Origin of the sequence: Actinopolymorpha pittospori, assembly GCF_014873875.1 — a bacterium.
Taxonomy (GTDB): Bacteria; Actinomycetota; Actinomycetes; order Propionibacteriales; family Actinopolymorphaceae; genus Actinopolymorpha; species Actinopolymorpha pittospori.
The window spans coordinates 4,487,129-4,504,367 of record NZ_JADBEM010000001.1 but is presented as its reverse complement, the minus strand read 5'-3'; the positions used below and the strand labels follow the sequence as shown (position 1 = coordinate 4,504,367).

The following is a 17,239-nucleotide window of genomic DNA, read 5'->3' as shown; positions in this document are numbered from 1 at the left end:
GACGCGTCCTAGTCGGCCAGCGCGGTCAGCACGCGGTCGGTGACCTCGGAGATCTCGCCCATGCCGTTGACCAGGACCAGCACGCCACGCCCGGCGTAGACGTCGAGCAGCGGCTCGGTTTGGTCGGCGTAGACCTGGAGCCGGCGCCGGATGACGTCCTCGGTGTCGTCACTGCGGCCGCTCTCGTTCGCGCGGTTGAGCACGCGCTTGACGAGTTCGTCGGAGTCGGCGGTGAGCACGAGTACCCGGTCGAGCGCCACGCCCTCGTCGGCGAGGATGTCGTCGAGTGTCCCGACCTGCGGCAGGGTCCGCGGGAAGCCGTCGAGCAGGAAGCCGTTCTTGGTGTCCGGCTCGTCGAGCCGGCCCCGCACCATGCCGTTGATGATCTCGTCGGGCACCAGCTCGCCGGCGTCGAGGTAACGCTTCGCCTCACGGCCGAGCAAGGTGCGGTCCTCGACGTTCCCACGGAGGATGTCTCCGGTCGAGATGGCCGGGATCGTGAGCCTGTCGGCGATCTTCTTGGCCTGGGTGCCCTTGCCCGCTCCGGGTGGACCCATGATGAGCAGGCGCATCAACGCAAGAACCCTTCGTAGTGCCGTTGCTGGAGCTGGCTCTCGATCTGCTTCACGGTGTCGAGTCCGACACCCACCACGATCAGGATCGAGGTGCCACCGAAGGGGAAGTTCTGGCTCGCCCCGATCAGCGCGAAGGCGATCAATGGGATGAGCGCGAGGATGCCCAAGTAGAACGACCCTGGTGCGGTGATGCGAGAGAGCACGTACTGCAGGTAGTCCTCGGTCGGCTTACCGGCCCGGATGCCCGGGATGAAGCCGCCGTGCTTCTTCATGTTGTCAGCGACTTCCTTCGGGTTGAAGGTGATGCCCACGTAGAAGTACGTGAACGCCACGATCAGGACGAAGAAGCCGATCATGTAGACCGGATGACTGCCGCGGGCGATGTTGGTGTTGATCCACGCCGCCCATGGCGCGGTCTGGTTGAACTGCGCCGCGAGTACCGGTAGATAGAGCAGGCTGGAGGCGAAGATCACCGGGATCACGCCGGCCTGGTTGACCTTGAGCGGGATGTAGGTCGAGCTCCCGCCGTAGGCGCGACGCCCGAGCATTCGCTTGGCGTACTGCACCGGGATCCGTCGCTGGGCCTGCTCGACGTAGATGACGGCCGCCATGATGACCAGACCGATGAGGATCACCACGAAGAAGGTGACCCAGCCACGCGTCTGGCGGATGTTCCACAGCGCCGTCGGGAAGCCCGCCGCGATCGAGACGAAGATCAGGACCGACATGCCGTTGCCGACGCCGCGGTCGGTGACCAGCTCGCCGAACCACATGATCACGCCGGTGCCGGCGGTCATCACCAGGACCATCGTGGCCAGGGTGAGGACGTCAGTGTTGGGGATGATCGTCTCGTTACAGCCGGGGAACATCTGGCCCGAACGCGCCAGCGCGACGATCGTCGTCGACTGCAGGATCGCCAGACCGATGGTGAGATACCGGGTGTACTGCGTGATCTTCTGCGTGCCGGCGTGACCCTCCTTCTTGAGGGCCTCCAGGCGCGGGATCACCACCGTGAGCAGCTGGATGATGATGCTCGCCGTGATGTACGGCATGATCGTCAGCGCGAAGACTGACAGCTGCAGCAACGCACCGCCGGAGAAGAGGTTCAGCATCCCGTAGATGCTGTTGCCGTTGTTGCCCTGCAACGCGGGGTTCAAGCAGCGACGAACGGCAGCGGCGTCGACCCCTGGCGTGGGCAGCACCGAACCGATCCGGAACAACGCGATGATGAAGAGCGTGAAAAGCAGCTTCTTTCGCAGGTCCGGCGTCTTGAACGCGTTGACGAACGCGGTGAGCACCCAGTCCTCCTGCGTGCCGCCTCATGGCGGATCGTCGTGATCGGTGGTCGGTTTAACCCCACGGGTTGCCGACGCGACGTCGCCTCGGACCCCTGACGCTTCCTCGGACAATACAGGCCGCCTGGCCCGGCACAGCGCTGTGGGGCGCTCCTGGCTGGTCCTTCCGAACCATATATCGCCCGAGGCGCCCCACATGCCGCTGTGTGGAGAACTACAACTTGGTGACCGTTCCGCCCGCCGCGGTGATCTTCTCCTGAGCGCTCTGGGAGAACGCGTGCGCGGTCACCTCGAACGCTCCCGAGGCCTCGCCGGTACCCAGGATCTTCACCGGCTGCCCAGCGCGGACCGCGCCGTGGGCGACCAGCGCCTCGACCGTGACGTTGCCCCCGTCGGGGTACAGCGCCGACAACTTGTCGAGGTTGACCACCTGGTACTCGACCCGGAACGGGTTCTTGAAGCCCTTGAGCTTCGGCAGCCGCATGTGCAGCGGCATCTGGCCACCCTCGAAGACAGCGGGCACGCTTCCGCGCGCCTTGCTGCCCTTGGTGCCGCGTCCCGCGGTCTTGCCCTTGCTGCCTTCACCACGGCCCACACGGGTGCGGGCCGTCTTTGCGCCCGGCGCCGGACGCAGGTGGTGGACCCGAAGCGGCGTACCGCCACGGGTCTGACCCTCCTGCTCGGACGCCTTCGTCGTCTTGGCCTCGGCCATCGTCAGTCGACCTCCTCGACCGCGACAAGGTGCGACACCGTCGCGATCATGCCCCGGATCTCGGGACGGTCCTCCTTGACAACCTCGTCGTTCAGGCGCTTGAGCCCGAGCGACCGGAGGGTCTCCCGCTGGTTCTGCTTGCGGCCGATCGCCGACCGCACCTGCCGGACCTTGAGCTGGCCCATCACGCGCTCACCTCCGCGCGGGCGCGCAGCAGAGCGGCCGGAGCCACGTCCTCCACCGGCAGGCCGCGGCGTGCCGCCACCGACTCCGGTGCCTCGAGCATCCGCAGCGCCTCGACCGTCGCGTGGACGATGTTGATCGCGTTGGACGACCCGAGGGACTTGGACAGGATGTCGTGGATTCCCGTGCACTCGAGTACGGCGCGCACCGGGCCACCGGCGATCACACCGGTACCGGGCGAAGCCGGGCGAAGCAGGACGACGCCCGCTGCCTTCTCACCCTGCACGGGGTGCGGAATCGTGCCCTGGATACGGGGGACCTTGAAGAAGTGCTTCTTCGCCTCTTCGACGCCCTTGGCGATCGCGGACGGCACTTCCTTGGCCTTGCCGTAGCCCACGCCCACCGTGCCGTCACCGTCGCCGACGACGACCAGCGCGGTGAAGCTGAAGCGCCGACCACCCTTCACGACCTTGGCGACACGGTTGATCGAGACCACTCGCTCGATGTAAGCGGTCTTCTCCGCCGCGGATCCGCCCCGACGTTCGTCCCGGCGGTCCCGGCGGTCACCAGTGCCGCTTCCGCGGCGCTGCTGGGGTCCAGCCATGGTTACCTCTTCTCTCCTGGTCGAACGTCAGAACTCGAGCCCGGCCTTGCGAGCGCCGTCGGCCAGGGCGGCGATGCGGCCCTGGTAACGGTTGCCCGCGCGGTCGAACACCACCGCGGAAACGCCGGCGGCCTTCGCGCGATCCGCGACCCGCTCCCCGACCTCACGCGCCCGAGTGGTCTTGTCACCCTCCAACGACCGCAGGTCAGCCTCCAGAGTGGAGGCGGAGACCAACGTGCGTCCGATGGTGTCGTCGACCAGCTGGGCCACGACGTGCCGAGCAGACCGGGTGACGACCAGACGCGGCCGCTCCGGCGTACCGAAGACCTTCTTCCGAACCCGCAGCTGCCGGCGCAACCGCGCCCGCGTCTTCGGGCTCGCCGTCCTGTTTGTGCTGAGACTGGCGGCCATCGGTTACTTACCAGCCTTTCCGACCTTGCGGCGAATCTGCTCACCTGCGTAACGGATGCCCTTGCCCTTGTAGGGCTCCGGCTTGCGCAGCTTGCGGATGTTGGCGGCCACTTCGCCGACCTGCTGCTTGTCGATCCCGGAGACCGAGAACCTCGTCGCGTTCTCCACGGCGAACGACACACCTTCAGGAGCGTCGAACGTGATCGTGTGGCTGTAGCCGAGCGAGAGCTCGAGCTGGGTCGGCCCCTTGGGGACGACGCGGTAACCGACGCCGACGATCTCGAGCTTGCGCTCGTAGCCCTCGGTCACGCCGGTGACCATGTTGGCGACCAGCGTCCGGGTGAGGCCGTGGAGCTGCTTGCTCTTGCGCTCGTCGTCAGGCCGCCTGACCGAGAGCTGCCCTTCGTCCTGGACCACCTGAATCGGAGCCGCGACGGTGTGCGTCAGGGTTCCCTTGGGCCCCTTCACGGTGACCGTCTGGCCATCGATCGCCACGTCGACGCCCGAAGGCACCGGGATGGGGAGCTTGCCGATGCGGGACATACGGTGTCCTTCCTCCTTCCCGTTCCCGTTACCACACGTAGGCGACGACTTCGCCGCCCACGCGTCGCTTGTTGGCCTGCCGGTCTGTCAGCAAACCCTGCGACGTCGAAATGATCGCGATGCCCAGTCCGCCGAGCACCTTCGGCAGCCCGGTCGACTTCGCGTAGACCCGCAGGCCCGGCTTGGAGATCCGCCGGATGCCCGCGATGGACCGCTCACGATTGGGGCCGAAGCGCAGCTGGAGCACCAGGGTCTTGCCCACCGCGCCCGCCTCGGGCTCCTCGACCCGCCAGCCGGCGATGTAGCCCTCCTGCTGGAGGATCTCCGCGATGCCGGCCTTCAGCTTGCTGTACGGCATCGTGGTGGTGTCGTGATACGCCCGGTTGGCGTTGCGCAGACGAGTCAACATGTCTGCGATCGGGTCGGTCATGCTCATAGGTCTGGCCACTTTCTCGCCACGGTTTCCGGCACCCCGGACCTTTGGCGACTAGTTGGGAAGGGCTGTGTCCATGCCTTCGGTGGGTCTACCAGCTGCTCTTGGTCACACCGGGCAGCTCGCCGCGGTGGGCCATCTCGCGCAGGCAGATCCGGCACAGCCCGAACTTGCGGAAGACGGCCTTCGGGCGTCCGCACCGCTGGCAGCGGGTGTAGGCGCGCACCGCGAACTTCGGCTTGGCCTTCGCCTTGTTGATCAGGGCTGTCTTTGCCACGTCAGGACTCCTTGAACGGGAAACCGAGGTGTCGGAGGAGAGCGCGCCCCTCGTCGTCGGTCGAAGCGGTCGTCACCACGGTGATGTCCATGCCACGCGACCGGTCGATCTTGTCGGGATCGATCTCGTGGAACATCACCTGCTCCGTGAGACCGAACGTGTAGTTGCCGCGGCCGTCGAACTGCTTGGGCGACAGGCCCCGGAAGTCCCGGATCCGTGGCAGTGCGAGCGACAGCAACCGGTCGAGGAACTCCCACATCCGGTCACCGCGCAGCGTCACGTGGGTGCCGATCGGCATGCCTTCCCGCAGCTTGAACTGCGCGATCGACTTCCGCGCCCTGGTCACCGCCGGCTTCTGCCCGGTGATGGCCGTCAGGTCACGGACCGCACCGTCGATCAGCTTGGAGTCCCGGGCGGCGTCACCGACACCCATGTTGACGACGACCTTGGTCACCGTCGGGACCTGCATCACGTTGGCGAAGCCGAACTCCTGCCGCAGAGCGGCGGAGATCTCGTCGCGGTAGCGCGCCTTGAGGCGAGGCTGCACGCGCTCCTGGGTCGCAGCCGTCATCAGATCTCCTCGCCGGTCTTCCGCGCGATGCGCACGCTGCGGAATCCCTTGTACGTCGTGCCGTCGGCCCGGGTCTTCTCGACCTCACGCCGCTCGTAGCCCACTCGGGTCGGCACCTTCTTGCCGTCGACCTCGACCAGCAGGGTGACGTTGGAGACCGGAATCGATGCCTCCTGCGTCACGATGCCGCCGGTCGTGCCCTGACGGCCGCCGCCCTGGACGACCTTCGTGTGCCGCTTCACGCGGTTGGCGCCCTCGACGAAGACCCGACCCTTGGTCGGATCCACCTCGATCACCTTGCCCTCGACACCACGGTCGCGGCCGACGGTGACCCGTACGAGGTCGCCCTTCTTGATGTGCAGCGAATTCGCCATTGTCTAGAGCACCTCCGGCGCGAGCGAGATGATCCGCATGTACCGCTTCTCGCGAAGCTCACGGCCGACCGGCCCGAAGATACGGGTTCCGCGCGGTTCGCCGTCGCTCTTCAGGAGGACGGCGGCGTTCTCGTCGAAGCGGATGTAGGACCCGTCCGGACGGCGGTGCTCTTTCACGGTGCGCACGACGACGGCCTTGACGACCTCGCCCTTCTTGACGTTGCCGCCGGGAATGGCGTCCTTCACAGTGGCGACGATCACGTCGCCGATCCCGGCGTAGCGCCGACCGGAGCCGCCGAGGACCCGGATGCACAGGATCTCCTTGGCACCGGTGTTGTCGGCGACTTTCAGTCGCGACTCCTGCTGAATCACCACAGTCTCCCTGTCGGACGACGCAACCGGCCTGGCCGGCTGTCCAACTGCCTCGTCGACCGGCGCGGCCGATCGGCTGTCTTCTTAGCGGGCATGTTGCTCGCTCGAAATCCTTACTTGGCCTTCTCGAGGATCTCCACGACTCGCCAGCGCTTGGTCGCCGACATCGGGCGCGTCTCCATCAGGAGCACCCGGTCGCCGACGCCACACTCGTTGGCCTCGTCGTGAGCCTTGAGCCGGTTGGTCCGCCGCATGACCTTGCCGTAGAGCGCGTGCTTCACGCGGTCCTCGACCTCGACCACCACGGTCTTGTCCATCTTGTCGCTGACGACCAGGCCCTCACGGGACTTGCGGAAGCCTCGCTTCTCGCTCGTCTGCGCACTCGTCTGCGTGGCGGCCACCGAACCCACCTCTTCGTTCGTGCTCATGCGACTCCCTCCGCCGTCGAGTCGGAGTCGACCGCGGCGGTGATGCCGAGCTCACGCTCGCGCATCACGGTGTAGATCCGTGCGATCTCGCGCCGCACGATGCGCAGCCGGCCGTGACTCTCCAGCTGCCCGGTCGCTCCCTGGAAGCGCAGGTTGAAAAGCTCTTCCTTCGCCTCACGAAGCTTGTCGGCCAGCTCGTCCTCGCCGAGGTTGCGCAGCTCAGTGGCCTTCGATGTCGTGGCCATCAGCCTTCACCTGCCTCACGCTTCACGATGCGGCACTTCATAGGCAGCTTGTGAATCGCGCGCGTCAACGCCTCGCGAGCCACGCCCTCATCGGGGTAGGAGAGCTCGAACATCACCCGACCAGGCTTGATGTTGGCGATCCACCACTCCGGCGAACCCTTACCGGAACCCATCCGGGTCTCGGCGGGCTTCTTGGTCAGCGGGCGGTCGGGGAAGATGTTGATCCACACCTTGCCGCCACGCTTGATGTGCCGAGTCATGGCGATACGAGCGGCCTCGATCTGCCGGTTGGTGATGTAGTGGCTCTCCAGCGCCTGGATGCCGTACTCACCGAACGTCACCGCAGTGCCGCCCTTTGCCATGCCACGCCGGTTCGGGTGGTGCTGCTTGCGGTGCTTGACCTTCCGCGGGATGAGCATCCTCAGCCCTCCTGTCCCGGGCTCGTCGTACCGGAGGCCGCGCCGGCGGACTCAGCCGCGCCGGCCTCGGGAGCGGAGGCCGCGGCCTGCCGCCCACCGTCGCGCCGCTCACGCCGCTCGCCACCGCCGCGACGTCCACCACGCGGGGGACGCTCGCCGCCGGGGCGCCGCTGCGCAGCGCTGCGGGCCTCCATCTGCTTCTGCTCGCGCTCGGCGCGGGAAACCGGCACCTCGCCCTTGTAGATCCAGACCTTCACGCCGATCCGGCCGAACGTCGTACGGGCCTCGTAGAACCCGTAGTCGATGTCCGCGCGGAGCGTGTGCAGGGGCACGCGGCCCTCGCGGTAGAACTCCGACCGCGACATCTCCGCGCCGCCGAGGCGACCAGAGCACTGGACCTTGATCCCCAGTGCGCCGGCCTTCGACGCGCTCTGGAGCGCCTTACGCATCGCACGACGGAACGCCACCCGGCTGGCCAGCTGCTCGGCCACGCCCTGGGCGACCAGCTGCGCGTCGACCTCGGGGTTCTTCACCTCGAGGACGTTCATCTGGACCTGCTTGCCGGTGAGCTTCTCGAGCTCGCCGCGGATCCGGTCGGCCTCGACGCCGCGACGGCCGATCACGATGCCCGGACGCGCGGTGTAGATGTCGACCCGAACCCGGTCACGGGTGCGCTCGATCTCCACCTTCGAGATGCCGGCGCGGTCCATGCCCTTGGTGAGGAGCCGACGGATCGACACGTCCTCAGCGATGTAGGACTTGTAAAGCTTGTCGGCGTACCACCGGCTCTTGTGGTCGGTGGTGATGCCGAGGCGGTACCCGTGCGGGTTGACCTTCTGTCCCACTATCGGGCCCTCCTGTTCCTGTTCTGGCCGGCCCCGGGCTGCTCCTGGACGGGCTCGACGACCACAGTGATGTGACAGGTCCGCTTCTCCAGCGGGCCGGGCCGCCCCTGTGCGCGGGCTCGCCAGCGCTTCATCGTGGGGCCCTCGTCGACGTACGCACGAGTAACCCGCAGGGTGTTCCTTCCCAGCTGCAGGTTGTGCTCGGCGTTCGCCATCGCGCTTTCCAGCACCTTGCGCACCGGCTCACTCGCCGCCTGCGGCGCGAACCGCAGCATCGTCACCGCGTCCTCGGCGCTACGGCCGCGGATGAGGTCCACGACTCGGCGGGCCTTTCGCGGGGTGATGCGGACGAATCGCGCAACGGCCCTGGCCTCCACGGCCGCTTCCATGGCGTCACTCCTTGTCGCGGTCACCGGCGCCGGCTCCTTCGGTCATCCTTCTCGTGACCGCGGAAGGTCCGCGTCGGCGCGAACTCGCCGAGCTTGTGCCCGACCATCGCTTCGGTCACGAAGACCGGCACGTGCTTGCGTCCGTCGTGAACGGCGATCGTGTGGCCGAGCATCGCCGGCACAATCATCGAGCGGCGCGACCAGGTCTTGATGACCTGCTTGCTCCCCTTGTCGTTCTGGACATCCACCTTCTTCATCAGGTGGTCATCCACGAAGGGGCCCTTCTTGAGGCTGCGTGGCATCGTTCAGGCTCCTTCTACCGCTGCTTGCCGCTCTTGCGACGACGGACGATCAAACGGTCACTTGGCTTGTTCTTGCGGGTGCGGCCCTCGGGCTTACCCCACGGCGACACCGGGTGGCGACCACCGGAGGACTTACCCTCACCACCACCGAGCGGGTGGTCGACCGGGTTCATCGCGACACCGCGCACCGACGGCCGCTTGCCCTTCCAGCGGTTACGACCGGCCTTACCGAGCGAGACGTTGCTCTGCTCGGCGTTGCCGACCTCGCCGACGGTGGCGCGGCAGCGGACGTCGACCATCCGGATCTCACCGGACGGCATCCGCAGCGACGCCATCGCGCCTTCACGGGCGACCAGCTGAACGCTCGCACCGGCGGAGCGGCCGATCTTCGCGCCGCCGCCCGGGCGGAGCTCGATCGCGTGCACCGTGGTGCCGACCGGGATGTTGCGCAGCGGCAGGTTGTTGCCTGGCTTGATGTCGGCGCCGACACCGCTCTCGATCCGCTGACCCTGCTGGAGCCGGGACGGAGCGAGGATGTAGCGCTTCTCGCCGTCCACGTAGTGCAGCAGCGCGATTCGCGCGGTGCGGTTGGGGTCGTACTCGATCTGGGCGACCTTCGCGGGCACGCCGTCCTTGTCGAAGCGACGGAAGTCGATCAGACGGTAGGCGCGCTTGTGACCGCCGCCCTGGTGCCTGGTCGTGATTCGGCCGGTGTTGTTGCGGCCACCCTTCTTGGGAAGGGGGCGCAGCAACGACTTCTCCGGCGTCGTCCGCGTGATCTCCGCGAAGTCCGAGACGCTCGCGCCTCGACGACCGGGAGTCGTCGGCTTGTACTTACGGATAGCCATTCGTCAGTCCTCGCCTTACGAAACCGGTCCGCCGAAGATGTCGATCCGCTGGCCGTCGGCCACGGTGACAATCGCGCGCTTGGTGCTCGCGCGGTGTCCCCAGCCGTAGCGGGTACGGCGACGCTTGCCCTGCCGGTTGATCGTGTTGACCTCGGTCACCTTCACGTCGAACACCTTCTCGACCGCGATCTTGATCTCGGTCTTGTTGGCGCCTGGCTGCACCAGGAAGGTGTACTTGTTCTGATCGAGGAGGCCGTAGCTCTTCTCGCTGATCACCGGCGCGATGAGCACGTCGCGGTGGTCCTTGTGCAGGTTGCTCACGCCTCAGCCTCCCCTGCGTCCGTTGCCTTCTTCGCCGACTTCTTGGCCGCCTGCTCCCCCGCCGACTCGACGCCGGTGAAGGACTGGTAGGCGGCGCTGGTGAAGACCACCTCGTCGGACGTCAGAACGTCGTAGGTGTTGAGCTGATCCGGAACGATCAGGTGCACACTCGCGACGTTGCGCAGGCTCTTCCAGGTGACCGCGTCGTCCCGGTCCAGCACGACCAGCAGCTGAGTGCCGGTCGCGACCTTCGCGAGCGCCAGGACCGCCTGCTTCGTCGAGGGAACGTCGCCCTCGAGCAGCGAGCTGACCACGTGGACGCGGCCGTGCCGAGCCCGGTCCGACAGCGCACCGCGCAGGGCGGCGGCCTTCATCTTCTTCGGCGTCCGCTGGTCATAGCTGCGCGGCTGCGGTCCGTGGACCACGCCACCGCCGGCGAACTGCGGAGCGCGGCGGGAACCCTGCCGAGCTCGGCCGGTGCCCTTCTGGCGGTAGGGCTTGGCGCCACCACCGGCCACGTCGGCCCGCGTCTTGGTCGCGTGCGTGCCCTGCCGGGCCGCCGCCAGCTGACCGACCACGACCTGGTGGATCAACGGCATGTTGACCTGGACGTCGAAGATCTCGGCCGGCAGGTCGACCGAACCGGTCTTGGTGCCGGCGTGGTCGACGACATCGATGCTCGTCGCCGTCACTTGGCCGCTCCCTTCGCCGCGTTGCGGATGAGGACCATCCCGCCGCGGGCGCCGGGAACGGCACCCTTCAGCAGGACGAGCCCCTTCTCAGCGTCCACCGAGTGGACGGTGACGTTCTGGGTGGTCACCCGGACGCCGCCCATCCGACCCGCCATCCGGACGCCCTTGAAGACGCGGCCAGGCGTCGCGCAGGCGCCGATCGAGCCCGGGGAGCGGTGCTTGCGCTCCACACCGTGGCTCGCGCGCAGACCGGAGAATCCGTGCCGCTTCATGACGCCGGCGAAGCCCTTGCCCTTGCTGGTCGCCGTGACGTCGACGTCCTCGCCGGCCTCGAACACCCCGGCCGTGAGTTCCTGGCCGGTGGTGTAGGAAGCGGCGTCGGCCGTACGAAGCTCGATCACGTACCGGCGCGGCGTCACACCCGCCTTGGCGAAGTGGCCCTGGTCGGGCTTGTTGACCTTGCGCGGGTCGATCGCGCCGAACGCGATCTGGACCGCCGCGTAGCCGTCCTTCTCCGGCGTCCGCACCTGGGTGACCACGCACGGACCGGCCTTGACCACAGTCACCGGTACCAGACGGTTCTGGTCGTCCCAGGTCTGCGTCATGCCGACCTTCTCGCCCAACAGGCCGCGTACCTCTCGGGCCGCGCCTTGGCTCACACTGTTCACGCTGCTCATAGGTGCGTCCCTCAGAGCTTGATCTCGATGTCGACGCCGGCAGGCAGGTCGAGTCGCATCAGCGAGTCGACCGTCTTCGGCGTGGGGTCGATGATGTCGATGAGCCGCTTGTGCGTCCGCATCTCAAAGTGCTCGCGGCTGTCCTTGTGCTTGTGCGGCGAGCGGATGACGCAGAAGACGTTCTTCTCGGTGGGCAGCGGCACCGGCCCGGCGATCTTCGCGCCCGTCCGGGTCACCGTGTCGACGATCTTGCGCGCCGACGTGTCGATGACCTGGTGGTCGTAGGCCTTGAGCCTGATGCGGATCTTCTGTCCCGCCATGGCTGTTTCGCGTCCTTCTCTCGTACGCCGGGAGCGGTGGGCCCCCGAGTGCCTGTCCGGCTGTGCTCCGGTTGGCCGCGGCCCTGGGCTGCGCCGCGAAGCTTCGGGTGAAGCCTCACGGATTCGCCTCCGGTCTCGCCTACCTCCGACCCCCGCGGTCGGGTGTGTCGCACACCTCGACCGCATGGATCCCACGAAATGCGGAACCCGGCAGGGAAAAGCGAAGGCTCGGAAGGACCGAGCGCGAACATTGTCCTGCGGCGTCCACGTCACCTGATCCACTAGGAATCAAGGCGCCAGGCACTCCCACGAACCGGGAGCAAAGCCTCCGTGTCAGCGGCGTCCGTGGGAAAACCCTCCCACGACGACACGCCCCGGCGGCCAGCCGTAGGCAACTGCAGCAGTATGCCAGAGTCCCCGTCTGATGACCAATCGGGGCCTCACAGCAAGCGGGGTGGACCGCGGTGCGCGGTCCACCCCGCTCACAGGTGGAGTTACTTGATGATGTTCGTGACCCGACCCGCACCAACGGTGCGGCCACCCTCGCGGATGGCGAAGCGAAGCTGCTCCTCCATCGCGATGGGCTGGATCAGTTCGACCTTCATCTCGGTGTTGTCGCCCGGCATGACCATCTCGGTCCCTTCCGGCAGGTGGACGACACCCGTGACGTCCGTCGTGCGGAAGTAGAACTGCGGGCGGTAGTTGTTGAAGAAGGGCTTGTGACGGCCACCCTCCTCCTTGGACAGCACGTAGACCTGAGCATCGAACTCCGTGTGCGGAGTGTTGGTGCCAGGCTTCACGATAACCATGCCACGCTCGACGTCCTCGCGCTTGGTGCCGCGAAGGAGCAGGCCGACGTTCTCACCCGCGCGAGCCTCGTCGAGGATCTTGCGGAACATCTCGACGGCGGTGACGGTGGTCTTGGGGGCCGGGCCGGGACGGATACCGACCAGCTCGACCTCCTCGTTGACCTTGAGAACACCACGCTCGACGCGACCGGTCACGACCGTGCCGCGACCGGTGATCGTGAAGACGTCCTCGACCGGCATCAGGAACGGCTTGTCGATCTCGCGTGCCGGCTCCGGCACGGACTCGTCGACGGCCGCCATGAGCTCCATGATCTTCTCGGCCCACTCCGGGTCGCCCTCGAGCGCCTTGAGCGCCGAGACACGGACCACGGGAGCGTCGTCGCCGGGGAACTCCTGCGACGTGAGGAGCTCACGAACCTCGAGCTCAACGAGCTCCAGGATCTCCTCGTCCTCCACCATGTCGGCCTTGTTCAGCGCGACGACGATGTAGGGGACGCCGACCTGGCGGGCGAGCAGCACGTGCTCACGCGTCTGCGGCATGGGGCCGTCGGTCGCCGCGACCACCAGGATCGCACCGTCCATCTGGGCGGCACCGGTGATCATGTTCTTGATGTAGTCGGCGTGACCCGGGCAGTCGACGTGGGCGTAGTGACGCTTCTCCGTCTGGTACTCGACGTGCGCGATCGTGATGGTGATACCGCGCTGCTTCTCTTCCGGCGCCTTGTCGATCTGGTCGAAGGCATAGAAGGGATTGACGTCCGGCATCTTCTCGTGCAGCACCTTGGTGATCGCCGCGGTGAGAGTCGTCTTGCCGTGGTCGATGTGCCCAATGGTGCCGATGTTGACGTGCGGCTTAGTGCGCTCGAACTTCGCCTTCGCCACTTCGGGCTCCTCCTGGTTTCTTGCTTTCTACGCCGTTCGGACTAGGCGCGGAACTATACGGACTGATGGCGTGGGCGGGGTTATTCGCCCCGTACCTTCTTCACAATCTCTTCCGCCACGGTCCTGGGAACCTCGGCGTAGGAGTGGAACTCCATGTGCGGCACGGCGCGGCCCTGCGTCTTGCTTCGCAGGTCGCCAACGTACCCGAAGGTCTCCGACAGCGGCACAAGCGCTGTGATGACCCGGTTGCCAGCGAACTCGTCCATCTTCTGGACGTGCCCGCGACGGCTGTTGATGTCACCGATCACGTCACCGAGGTAGTCATCGGGCGTCGTGACCTCGACCTTGAAGATCGGCTCGAGCAAGGTCGGCTTGGCGCGGCGCGCGGCCTCCTTGAATGCCATCGAACCGGCGATCTTGAAGGCGAGTTCGGAGGAGTCGACGTCGTGGTAGGCACCGTCCTGCAACGTGACCTTGATGTCGACCATCGGGTAGCCGGCGAGTACGCCGAACTCCATGGCCTCCTGGATGCCCTCGTCGACGGCCGGGATGTACTCCCGCGGGATCCGGCCACCGCTGACGGCGTTGACGAACTCGTAGCCGCCCTCGCCCTCGCCACCGGTGGGCTCCAGGTCGATGATGACCCGACCGAACTGGCCCGAACCACCCGTCTGCTTCTTGTGGGTGTATTCGACCTTCTCGACCTTGTTACGGACCGTCTCGCGGTAGGCGACCTGCGGCTTACCGACGTTGGCCTCGACCCGGAACTCGCGCTTCATCCGGTCGACCAGGATGTCGAGGTGCAGCTCGCCCATACCGGAGATGATCGTCTGACCGGTCTCCTGGTCGGTGCGCACCTGGAAAGTCGGGTCTTCCTCGGCGAGGCGCTGGATGGCTCCGGAGAGCTTCTCCTGGTCGCTCTTGGTCTTCGGCTCGATGGCGACCGAGATCACCGGAGCCGGGAAGTTCATGGACTCCAGGATGATCGGCGCCTCGGGGCCGCAGAGCGTCTCACCGGTGGTGGTCTGCTTCAGACCCATCACGGCGACGATCTGGCCGGCAGACGCGCGCTCGATCTCCTCACGCTTGTTGGCGTGCATGCGGTAGATCTTGCCGATCCGCTCCTTGCGGTCCTTGGTGCTGTTCAGCACCTGGGTGCCGGCGGTGAGCGTGCCGGAGTAGATCCGCAGGTACGTCAGCTTGCCAAGGTGCGGGTCGCTCATGATCTTGAACGCCAGCGAGGCGAGCGGCGCGTCGTCCTCGGGCTCGCGCTCGATGATCTCGGACTCGTCCTTGAGGGAGTGACCCTTGACAGCACCGATGTCGACCGGCGAGGGGAGATACTCGACCACGGCGTCGAGCAGGGGCTGCACGCCCTTGTTCTTGAACGCCGTACCGCACAGCACGGGCGTGATCTTGCCGGCGATGGTCGCCCGACGGATGCCAGCCTTGAGCTGCTCGGTCGAGGGCTCCTCGCCCTCGAGGTACATCTCCATCATCGTGTCGTCAGCCTCGGCCACCGTCTCGACCAGGCGGTCGTGCCACTCCTTCGCGGCATCGACGTGCGTCGCCGGGATCTCCTCGACGGTGTAGTCCTCGCCCTTCTGGGTCTCGCCACGCCAGGCGAGGGCGCGCATCTCGACGAGATCGATCACGCCGATGAAGTCGGCCTCCGCGCCCAGCGGCAACTGCAGCACCGCCGGCGTCGCGTTGAGCCGGTTGACGATCATGTCCACACAACGGTGGAACTCCGCGCCAACCCGGTCCATCTTGTTGACGAAGCAGAGTCGCGGCACGTTGTAGCGATCAGCCTGGCGCCAGACAGTCTCGGACTGCGGCTCGACACCAGCCACGCCGTCGAACACCGCGACCGCACCGTCGAGCACCCGGAGGTTGCGCTCCACCTCGACGGTGAAGTCGACGTGTCCGGGGGTGTCGATCAGGTTGATCTGGTGGTCTTTCCAGTGACAGGTCGTCGCGGCAGACGTGATCGTGATGCCGCGCTCCTGCTCCTGCTCCATCCAGTCCATGGTGGCTGCGCCCTCATGGACCTCACCGATCTTGTAGGTGATTCCGGTGTAGAACAGGATCCGTTCGGTTGTCGTCGTCTTGCCCGCGTCGATGTGGGCCATGATTCCGATGTTGCGGACTTTGGCCAGGTCGACACTGCGAAGGTCGGTCGCCATCAGGCTGTCGGTTCTCTCGTGGGTCTCGGCAATCGGCAGATGGGAGCGGGGTCCGCGCCTGGTAAGGGCGGCTTCCCGCCCGTGATCAGGTGCGGGCGGACTACCAGCGGTAGTGCGCAAACGCCTTGTTGGACTCCGCCATCTTGTGGGTGTCCTCGCGTCGCTTGACACTTGCGCCGAGGCCGTTGGAGGCGTCCAGGATCTCGTTCATCAAACGCTCGGCCATGGCCTTCTCACGCCTGGACTGGGAGTAGCTCACCAGCCAGCGCATGGCCAGGGTCGTCGAGCGGGCGGGGCGCACCTCGACCGGGACCTGGTAGGTCGCCCCACCAACCCGGCGGCTGCGCACCTCGAGGGTGGGCTTCACGTTGTCGAGCGCGCGCTTCAGGGTGATCACCGGGTCGGTTCCGGTCTTGTCCCGGCAACCCTCGAGCGCGGTGTAGACGATGCGCTGGGCGAGCTGCTTCTTGCCGCTCTTCAGGATCTTGCTGATCAGCTGACTCACCAGCGGCGACGCGTAGACAGGGTCAACGATCGGCTGACGCTTCGGAGCCGGGCCCTTGCGCGGCATTAGCTCTTCTCCTTCTTGGCACCATAACGGCTGCGCGCCTGCTTGCGGCCCTTCACACCCTGGGTGTCGAGAGAGCCACGAACGATCTTGTACCGGACACCGGGAAGGTCTGCCACCCGGCCACCACGCACGAGCACCATCGAGTGCTCCTGCAGGTTGTGACCAACGCCAGGAATGTAGGCCGTGACCTCGATCTGGCTCGTCAGGCGAACACGGGCCACCTTGCGGAGCGCCGAGTTGGGCTTACGAGGAGTGGTGGTGTAGACGCGCATGCACACGCCACGCCGCTGGGGCGACCCCTTGAGCGCCGGCGTCTTGTTCTTGGACACCTTGTCCTTGCGGCCCTTACGGACCAACTGCTGGATCGTGGGCACCGCGTCGTTCCCTTATCTTCTCGGTGGACTTTTGTCTCTCCGGTGTGGACTGTCTTCGTGGCGGCGACGTTTCGTGGCCCCACCGAACGACCCCCGCGGTCGGGTGTGTCGTCGGGCGCCCCCAATCGTCGAAATCGTCTCGAGCGACGGGATCTGAAGACCTCACGCGCATCCCGGCAGGGCACACGTGAATGCCCAGCTACAGCCGGGCACGACGTCGAACCTTACCCGCCTGACCGTCGAAGGTCAAAACGGATCGTTCCCGGCCCCATCGCACACCCTACACACCCTCGGAATGCTATGCCCGTCCCGGCGCCACGCCCTGCCCGCGCCGGCCTCCCGACCGCTCGCCGGCCCGGGCGAAGCGGGCCGATGGGACGAAGCTCTGACGCCCGCCCAGTCGGGCCCCGAGCCCGCCCCGCGGAGGCGACGGCGAACGGAACGAAACGGACGGCGAACGCCAGGCAACGGGTAACCCGCACGGGCCGAAGGGCCCCTCCTGGCACCGAAACTCCCGGTGGACCGGACGGACGCGACGATCCGAACGGACCGTCCAATCCTGGGTGTCAGAGTGTGACAAC

The 17,239-nt window shown here is 66.7% G+C and carries 27 protein-coding genes; all 27 read right to left on the bottom strand.

Annotation, left to right across the window (positions count from 1 at the left end; all coding sequences use genetic code 11):
• Window positions 1-8: 8 nt before the first annotated feature.
• The gene (locus HEB94_RS21290) at window positions 9-572 is read right to left on the bottom strand and encodes an adenylate kinase (RefSeq protein WP_192751526.1); all 564 of its coding nucleotides are present in this window, start codon (window positions 570-572) and stop codon (window positions 9-11) included.
• Window positions 572-1,873 carry a preprotein translocase subunit SecY gene (secY, locus tag HEB94_RS21285; RefSeq protein ID WP_192751525.1) on the bottom strand — a complete coding sequence of 434 codons (1,302 nt, stop codon included), beginning with the start codon at window positions 1,871-1,873 and terminating at the stop codon, window positions 572-574. The genes HEB94_RS21290 and secY overlap by 1 nt, the downstream gene beginning before the upstream one ends.
• 211 nt (window positions 1,874-2,084) lie before the next feature.
• A complete protein-coding gene (gene rplO, locus HEB94_RS21280; RefSeq protein ID WP_192751524.1) occupies window positions 2,085-2,582 on the bottom strand; it encodes a 50S ribosomal protein L15 in 498 nt (165 codons plus the stop codon).
• A gap of 2 nt (window positions 2,583-2,584) precedes the next feature.
• Complete coding sequence (gene rpmD, locus HEB94_RS21275) at window positions 2,585-2,767, bottom strand: 50S ribosomal protein L30 (RefSeq protein WP_192751523.1); 183 nt, start codon at window positions 2,765-2,767, stop codon at window positions 2,585-2,587.
• Window positions 2,767-3,369: a 30S ribosomal protein S5 gene (gene rpsE / locus HEB94_RS21270; RefSeq protein ID WP_192751522.1), complete on the bottom strand. Its 603-nt coding sequence runs from the start codon at window positions 3,367-3,369 to the stop codon at window positions 2,767-2,769. Before rpsE ends, rpmD begins: the two co-directional genes overlap by 1 nt.
• A 27-nt stretch (window positions 3,370-3,396) precedes the next feature.
• A complete protein-coding gene (gene rplR / locus HEB94_RS21265; protein ID WP_192751521.1) occupies window positions 3,397-3,780 on the bottom strand; it encodes a 50S ribosomal protein L18 in 384 nt (127 codons plus the stop codon).
• Between the two features lie 3 nt (window positions 3,781-3,783).
• Window positions 3,784-4,323 (bottom strand): 50S ribosomal protein L6, encoded by a 540-nt coding sequence (gene rplF / locus HEB94_RS21260; RefSeq protein ID WP_192751520.1) that lies wholly within the window; start codon window positions 4,321-4,323, stop codon window positions 3,784-3,786.
• 28 nt (window positions 4,324-4,351) lie between these two features.
• The gene (gene rpsH, locus HEB94_RS21255) at window positions 4,352-4,759 is read right to left on the bottom strand and encodes a 30S ribosomal protein S8 (protein ID WP_192751519.1); all 408 of its coding nucleotides are present in this window, start codon (window positions 4,757-4,759) and stop codon (window positions 4,352-4,354) included.
• Window positions 4,760-4,847: 88 nt separating this feature from the next.
• Window positions 4,848-5,033 (bottom strand): type Z 30S ribosomal protein S14, encoded by a 186-nt coding sequence (locus HEB94_RS21250; protein WP_192751518.1) that lies wholly within the window; start codon window positions 5,031-5,033, stop codon window positions 4,848-4,850.
• Between the two features lies 1 nt (window position 5,034).
• Window positions 5,035-5,604: a 50S ribosomal protein L5 gene (rplE, locus tag HEB94_RS21245; protein ID WP_192751517.1), complete on the bottom strand. Its 570-nt coding sequence runs from the start codon at window positions 5,602-5,604 to the stop codon at window positions 5,035-5,037.
• Window positions 5,604-5,978, bottom strand: coding sequence for a 50S ribosomal protein L24 (gene rplX / locus HEB94_RS21240; RefSeq protein WP_238361587.1), 375 nt, complete (start codon window positions 5,976-5,978; stop codon window positions 5,604-5,606). Before rplX ends, rplE begins: the two co-directional genes overlap by 1 nt.
• 3 nt (window positions 5,979-5,981) lie before the next feature.
• Window positions 5,982-6,350 (bottom strand): 50S ribosomal protein L14, encoded by a 369-nt coding sequence (gene rplN / locus HEB94_RS21235; protein WP_192751516.1) that lies wholly within the window; start codon window positions 6,348-6,350, stop codon window positions 5,982-5,984.
• Window positions 6,351-6,463: 113 nt separating this feature from the next.
• Window positions 6,464-6,778: a 30S ribosomal protein S17 gene (gene rpsQ, locus HEB94_RS21230; RefSeq protein WP_202896466.1), complete on the bottom strand. Its 315-nt coding sequence runs from the start codon at window positions 6,776-6,778 to the stop codon at window positions 6,464-6,466.
• Entirely contained in the window at window positions 6,775-7,023 is a 249-nt protein-coding gene (rpmC, locus tag HEB94_RS21225) for a 50S ribosomal protein L29 (protein WP_192751515.1), read from the bottom strand. Before rpmC ends, rpsQ begins: the two co-directional genes overlap by 4 nt.
• Complete coding sequence (gene rplP, locus HEB94_RS21220; RefSeq protein ID WP_192751514.1) at window positions 7,023-7,442, bottom strand: 50S ribosomal protein L16; 420 nt, start codon at window positions 7,440-7,442, stop codon at window positions 7,023-7,025. Before rplP ends, rpmC begins: the two co-directional genes overlap by 1 nt.
• Before the next feature lie 2 nt (window positions 7,443-7,444).
• Window positions 7,445-8,287, bottom strand: a complete 843-nt coding sequence (rpsC, locus tag HEB94_RS21215) for a 30S ribosomal protein S3 (RefSeq protein ID WP_192751513.1) — start codon at window positions 8,285-8,287, stop codon at window positions 7,445-7,447.
• A complete protein-coding gene (rplV, locus tag HEB94_RS21210) occupies window positions 8,287-8,676 on the bottom strand; it encodes a 50S ribosomal protein L22 (protein ID WP_192751512.1) in 390 nt (129 codons plus the stop codon). Before rplV ends, rpsC begins: the two co-directional genes overlap by 1 nt.
• A 20-nt stretch (window positions 8,677-8,696) precedes the next feature.
• Complete coding sequence (rpsS, locus tag HEB94_RS21205) at window positions 8,697-8,978, bottom strand: 30S ribosomal protein S19 (protein WP_192751511.1); 282 nt, start codon at window positions 8,976-8,978, stop codon at window positions 8,697-8,699.
• Between the two features lie 14 nt (window positions 8,979-8,992).
• Window positions 8,993-9,826, bottom strand: coding sequence for a 50S ribosomal protein L2 (rplB, locus tag HEB94_RS21200; protein WP_192751510.1), 834 nt, complete (start codon window positions 9,824-9,826; stop codon window positions 8,993-8,995).
• Between the two features lie 15 nt (window positions 9,827-9,841).
• The gene (gene rplW / locus HEB94_RS21195; protein ID WP_192751509.1) at window positions 9,842-10,147 is read right to left on the bottom strand and encodes a 50S ribosomal protein L23; all 306 of its coding nucleotides are present in this window, start codon (window positions 10,145-10,147) and stop codon (window positions 9,842-9,844) included.
• Window positions 10,144-10,839: a 50S ribosomal protein L4 gene (gene rplD / locus HEB94_RS21190; RefSeq protein WP_192751508.1), complete on the bottom strand. Its 696-nt coding sequence runs from the start codon at window positions 10,837-10,839 to the stop codon at window positions 10,144-10,146. The genes rplW and rplD overlap by 4 nt, the downstream gene beginning before the upstream one ends.
• Window positions 10,836-11,516 (bottom strand): 50S ribosomal protein L3, encoded by a 681-nt coding sequence (rplC, locus tag HEB94_RS21185; protein ID WP_192751507.1) that lies wholly within the window; start codon window positions 11,514-11,516, stop codon window positions 10,836-10,838. The genes rplD and rplC overlap by 4 nt, the downstream gene beginning before the upstream one ends.
• Before the next feature lie 11 nt (window positions 11,517-11,527).
• The gene (gene rpsJ / locus HEB94_RS21180) at window positions 11,528-11,836 is read right to left on the bottom strand and encodes a 30S ribosomal protein S10 (RefSeq protein WP_020575534.1); all 309 of its coding nucleotides are present in this window, start codon (window positions 11,834-11,836) and stop codon (window positions 11,528-11,530) included.
• Between the two features lie 494 nt (window positions 11,837-12,330).
• Complete coding sequence (gene tuf / locus HEB94_RS21175; protein ID WP_192751506.1) at window positions 12,331-13,527, bottom strand: elongation factor Tu; 1,197 nt, start codon at window positions 13,525-13,527, stop codon at window positions 12,331-12,333.
• A gap of 80 nt (window positions 13,528-13,607) precedes the next feature.
• Window positions 13,608-15,713: an elongation factor G gene (gene fusA, locus HEB94_RS21170; RefSeq protein WP_192751505.1), complete on the bottom strand. Its 2,106-nt coding sequence runs from the start codon at window positions 15,711-15,713 to the stop codon at window positions 13,608-13,610.
• Window positions 15,714-15,813: 100 nt separating this feature from the next.
• The gene (gene rpsG / locus HEB94_RS21165; RefSeq protein ID WP_192751504.1) at window positions 15,814-16,284 is read right to left on the bottom strand and encodes a 30S ribosomal protein S7; all 471 of its coding nucleotides are present in this window, start codon (window positions 16,282-16,284) and stop codon (window positions 15,814-15,816) included.
• Complete coding sequence (gene rpsL, locus HEB94_RS21160) at window positions 16,284-16,658, bottom strand: 30S ribosomal protein S12 (RefSeq protein ID WP_192751503.1); 375 nt, start codon at window positions 16,656-16,658, stop codon at window positions 16,284-16,286. The genes rpsG and rpsL overlap by 1 nt, the downstream gene beginning before the upstream one ends.
• Window positions 16,659-17,239: the final 581 nt, after the last annotated feature.

Bases quoted from the DNA above. Each gene is read 5' to 3' on its own strand.
- rpsQ (WP_202896466.1), bottom strand. From the start codon at position 6,778: ATGAGCACGAACGAAGAGGTGGGTTCGGTGGCCGCCACGCAGACGAGT.
- rpmC (WP_192751515.1), bottom strand. From the start codon at position 7,023: ATGGCCACGACATCGAAGGCCACTGAGCTGCGCAACCTCGGCGAGGAC.
- rplC (WP_192751507.1), bottom strand. From the start codon at position 11,516: ATGAGCAGCGTGAACAGTGTGAGCCAAGGCGCGGCCCGAGAGGTACGC.
- rpsE (WP_192751522.1), bottom strand. From the start codon at position 3,369: ATGGCTGGACCCCAGCAGCGCCGCGGAAGCGGCACTGGTGACCGCCGG.
- rpmD (WP_192751523.1), bottom strand. From the start codon at position 2,767: ATGGGCCAGCTCAAGGTCCGGCAGGTGCGGTCGGCGATCGGCCGCAAG.
- rpsS (WP_192751511.1), bottom strand. From the start codon at position 8,978: ATGCCACGCAGCCTCAAGAAGGGCCCCTTCGTGGATGACCACCTGATG.
- HEB94_RS21290 (WP_192751526.1), bottom strand. From the start codon at position 572: ATGCGCCTGCTCATCATGGGTCCACCCGGAGCGGGCAAGGGCACCCAG.
- rpsH (WP_192751519.1), bottom strand. From the start codon at position 4,759: ATGAGCATGACCGACCCGATCGCAGACATGTTGACTCGTCTGCGCAAC.
- rplV (WP_192751512.1), bottom strand. From the start codon at position 8,676: ATGGAAGCGGCCGTGGAGGCCAGGGCCGTTGCGCGATTCGTCCGCATC.
- rplB (WP_192751510.1), bottom strand. From the start codon at position 9,826: ATGGCTATCCGTAAGTACAAGCCGACGACTCCCGGTCGTCGAGGCGCG.
- fusA (WP_192751505.1), bottom strand. From the start codon at position 15,713: ATGGCGACCGACCTTCGCAGTGTCGACCTGGCCAAAGTCCGCAACATC.
- rplP (WP_192751514.1), bottom strand. From the start codon at position 7,442: ATGCTCATCCCGCGGAAGGTCAAGCACCGCAAGCAGCACCACCCGAAC.
- rplF (WP_192751520.1), bottom strand. From the start codon at position 4,323: ATGTCCCGCATCGGCAAGCTCCCCATCCCGGTGCCTTCGGGCGTCGAC.
- rplX (WP_238361587.1), bottom strand. From the start codon at position 5,978: ATGGCGAATTCGCTGCACATCAAGAAGGGCGACCTCGTACGGGTCACC.
- rpsJ (WP_020575534.1), bottom strand. From the start codon at position 11,836: ATGGCGGGACAGAAGATCCGCATCAGGCTCAAGGCCTACGACCACCAG.
- rplE (WP_192751517.1), bottom strand. From the start codon at position 5,604: ATGACGGCTGCGACCCAGGAGCGCGTGCAGCCTCGCCTCAAGGCGCGC.
- rpsG (WP_192751504.1), bottom strand. From the start codon at position 16,284: ATGCCGCGCAAGGGCCCGGCTCCGAAGCGTCAGCCGATCGTTGACCCT.
- rplR (WP_192751521.1), bottom strand. From the start codon at position 3,780: ATGGCCGCCAGTCTCAGCACAAACAGGACGGCGAGCCCGAAGACGCGG.
- rplO (WP_192751524.1), bottom strand. From the start codon at position 2,582: ATGGCCGAGGCCAAGACGACGAAGGCGTCCGAGCAGGAGGGTCAGACC.